This window comes from Thiocapsa sp. (assembly GCF_011390875.1).
GTDB lineage: Bacteria > Pseudomonadota > Gammaproteobacteria > Chromatiales > Chromatiaceae > Thiocapsa.
Genome location: NZ_JAABRP010000307.1, coordinates 1 through 3,561 on the forward strand (window position 1 = coordinate 1; position 3,561 = coordinate 3,561).

2 protein-coding genes and 1 pseudogene are annotated in these 3,561 nt (G+C 63.5%); 2 read left to right on the plus strand and 1 reads right to left on the minus strand.

The genetic code is table 11. The features are described from left to right. The first annotated feature begins 346 nt into the window (after positions 1-346). Complete coding sequence (locus GPT33_RS17510; RefSeq protein ID WP_296811609.1) at positions 347-1,429, plus strand: 3-deoxy-7-phosphoheptulonate synthase; 1,083 nt, start codon at positions 347-349, stop codon at positions 1,427-1,429. Positions 1,430-1,649: 220 nt separating this feature from the next. Here the strand turns inward: GPT33_RS17510 and folE are convergent, their stop codons facing one another. After that, the gene (gene folE, locus GPT33_RS17515) at positions 1,650-2,288 is read right to left on the minus strand and encodes a GTP cyclohydrolase I FolE (RefSeq protein ID WP_296811612.1); all 639 of its coding nucleotides are present in this window, start codon (positions 2,286-2,288) and stop codon (positions 1,650-1,652) included. Positions 2,289-2,784: 496 nt separating this feature from the next. On the opposite strand from folE, the pseudogene GPT33_RS17520 reads away from it, so the two are divergent. Continuing rightward, positions 2,785-3,561, plus strand: a pseudogene (locus GPT33_RS17520) (N-acetylglutaminylglutamine amidotransferase); the annotation flags it as partial.

Here is a 3,561-nt window from a genome sequence, read left to right on the forward strand (position 1 = left end):
CGACATCCGCCGATAGGGCGGACAAGCGCAGCGCAGTCCACCAACGTCGGCGCGGGGTTCGGTGGACTTCGCTCTCGCTCGTCCACCCTACCTACGGCGCTTGTCCACCCAACGGTTTTCTCATGGACAGGGATCCGCGGTACCGCGGAGAATCCTCGTGCCCGGCCGTTGTGTCGACGAGACTCCGGCGGGTTCGCTTGTGACTCGGGCCAAAGTTTGCGCGTGGCGCAGAGCGCCACGGGGCATGCGTGACACTGCGCAGCGGGTGTCACGAGTCCTCTTCAGGTTTGGGGGGCGGTCTCATGATCGACGCCACCTCTGGCCTTCGATTGAATTCTTAAGGTGAATGCGCGTGCAGAAAACGGAAAACCTCAACGTCAGCGGCTTCGATCCGATGCCTTCGCCGCTGGAAATCCATCGTGCCGTGCCGATCTCCGATCAGGCTTCGGCGACCGTGCTCGCAGGTCGCGAGACCCTGCAGGCGATTCTGGATCGGCGTGATCCTCGGATCTTTGTTGTCGTCGGACCTTGCTCGATCCACGATCCGGTCGCCGGTCTGGATTACGCCCGGCGGCTCAGGGTGTTGGCCGATGCGGTTTCGGACCGCCTGGTGTTGGCGATGCGGGTCTATTTCCAGAAGCCGCGTACGACCACCGGATGGAAGGGCTACATCAACGATCCGAACCTGAACGATACCTTCAGCATCGCCGAGGGCATGGAGAAGGCGCGGCAGTTCCTGCTCGAGGTCACCGAGCTGGGTTTGCCCACCGCGACCGAGGCGCTCGATTCCATCGCCCCGCAATACCTGTGGGACCTGATCTGTTGGACGGCCATCGGTGCGCGGACCTCGGAGTCTCAGACCCATCGCGAGATGTCCTCCGGTCTGTCGACCCCGGTCGGCTTCAAGAACGGTACGGACGGCTCGGTCGACACCGCGATCAATGCGATCCTCTCGGCGGCCCAGCCGCACAGCTTTCTGGGAATCAACGCCCGAGGCTTGACCAGTGTCGTCAGGACTCGCGGCAACCGCTACGGTCATCTGGTGCTGCGTGGCGGGGGCAATCGCCCCAACTACGACACGGTGAGCGTCGCCATGGCCGAGGAGGCGCTGACCAAGGCCGGCCTACCCGCGAACATCGTCATCGACTGCTCTCATGCCAACAGTTTCAAGCGACCGGAGCTTCAGCCGCTGGTGATGCACGATTGTGTGAATCAGATTGCCGGCGGAAATCGCTCGATCGTCGGCTTGATGGTGGAGAGCTTCATCGAGGCCGGACAGCAATCGATCCCCGCGGACCTCGAGCAGTTGCGCTACGGCTGCTCGGTGACGGATGCCTGTGTCGACTGGCCGACGACCGAGCGCATGATCCGCGATGCGCATGCCGCGCTGCCCGACGTCGTGCTGTCGCGGCGGATGCTCGATTTGTGACGGTTCCGAGACAGGGTGAGCACGTTGGTTGACGGGTCGTGCCGCCGTCCGGATTGGGCGTTGGAGCTGTAAGGATGGGTTTCGCTGCGCTCTACCCACGTTGATTGAAGGGTCGTGCCGCCGTCCGGATCGGGCGTTGGAGCTGTGAGGATGGGTTTCGCTGCGCTCTACCCATCCTACGCGTTTTGGTTTTTTTGTATCGTCGGTTGGAGAGTTGCGATCATCCCTTGATGAACGACATGAACTCGGAGCGCGTGCGCGGGTCGGTCTCGAAGGTGCCGCGCATGGCGCTGGAGACGGTCGAGCTGCGTTGTTTCTGCACGCCGCGCATCATCATGCAGGTATGACTGGCTTCCATGACGACGGCGACACCGTGCGCGCCGAGGTGCTCCATAAGCGCATCGGCGACCTGGCTGGTCAGGCGTTCCTGGACCTGCAGGCGGCGTGCGAAGACGTCGACCACACGGGCGATCTTGCTCAGGCCGACGACCTTGCCGTTGGGCAGATAGCCGACATGCGCATGACCGAAGAATGGCAGCATGTGGTGCTCGCACATCGAGTAGAACTCGATATCGCGCACGACCACCATCTCTTTGACGTCTTCCGCGAAGAGTGCCTTCTTGATGATCTCCTCGGCGGACATGGAATAGCCGCTGGTGAGAAAGTCCATGGCCTTGGCGACCCTCAAGGGCGTGCGGCGCAGCCCCTCGCGATCGGGGTCTTCGCCGATCTCGCCGAGCATGCTCTTGACCAACGCCTCTTTGCGCTCGTCGTAGACCTCGTCGTCGGATTCGGCCTCGAAGCTGGTGGCGTAATGGCTGTGCGTGAAAACCTGAGTGAGCTTGGGTTTCTTTGCCATGGTGTTGCCTAAATGGTCCTGGTGAGGTGATCCGGGAAATGTCTTTGGGCACGCTCCCGGACAGCGACTTGAACAGATTCTGGACAAGAGGGTGGGGCCGCGCCGGACAAATGGAACCTGGCCACCCGCGGCGTCCGTTCGACCGGTCTGCCGACGCTCCGTGGTGGTCGCGCGGTGGCCAGAAGGCGCCGCATTCGGTATCATCTATGCGTGTTCATCGTGAAATTCGAGATCCGCGGACGAACGACGATGCCGATTCCGCAGATGTTTACCCCCCGCTTTCGCATCGCCTTCACTCGGCGCCGCACCTGTGTTTCGGACCCCTGCGTCGGGTTCGATCCCTAGGCGCCTCGCACCAAAACCCCCGCCCCGCCCGAATCGATTTTCGTACCATCCGAGTGCAGCGGCCGAGCCAGGGCGACGCCGGCGCACGACCCCGTGCTTTAGCGTCTGCCAGCCCGTCACATCCCGTACTTCGGACCTTCAGGAGACCCTCATGTGTGGACTTTGCGGTGAGATCCGCTTTGACGACAACCCGATCGACCTCGGCGCCTTGAGCGCCATGAGTGCGGCCATCATCCCGCGCGGCCCGGATGGCGACGGCCTCTGGCAGCAGGGACGGGTCGCGCTTGCGCATCGCCGCCTCTCGATCATCGACCTGAGCAACCATGCGGCGCAACCCATGGTGGACAGCGAGCTGGGTCTCTCGATCGCCTTCAACGGCTGCATCTACAACTACAAAGAGCTGCGCGCCGAGCTGGAAGGCAAAGGCTATCGGTTCTTCTCGCACGGCGACACGGAGGTGGTCCTGAAGGCGTTTCATGCCTGGGGCGATGCCTGCGTGGATCGTTTTCACGGCATGTTCGCCTTCGCCGTCGCCGAGCGGGACTCCGGTCGCCTGACCCTGGTACGCGACCGTCTCGGGATCAAGCCGCTCTATTACGCCGAGGTGCCGGGCGGTCTGCGCTTTGCCTCGACCTTGCCGGCCGTGCTCGAGGGCGGCGGTGTCTCGACCGAGATCGACCCGGTGGCCCTGCATCATTACATGCACTTCCACGCCGTGGTCCCGGCGCCGCACTCCATCCTGAGCGGCGTGCGCAAGCTCGCGCCGGCCACCATTCGGACCATCGAGCCGGACGGACGCCAGCGCGATCGCTGCTACTGGGATATCAGCTTCGTGCCGCGCCCCGAGGAACGGGATCTGTCCTTCGAGGATTGGCAGGAGCTCACCCTGTCCGCGCTGCGCACCGCCGTTGCGCGCCGTCTGGTGGCG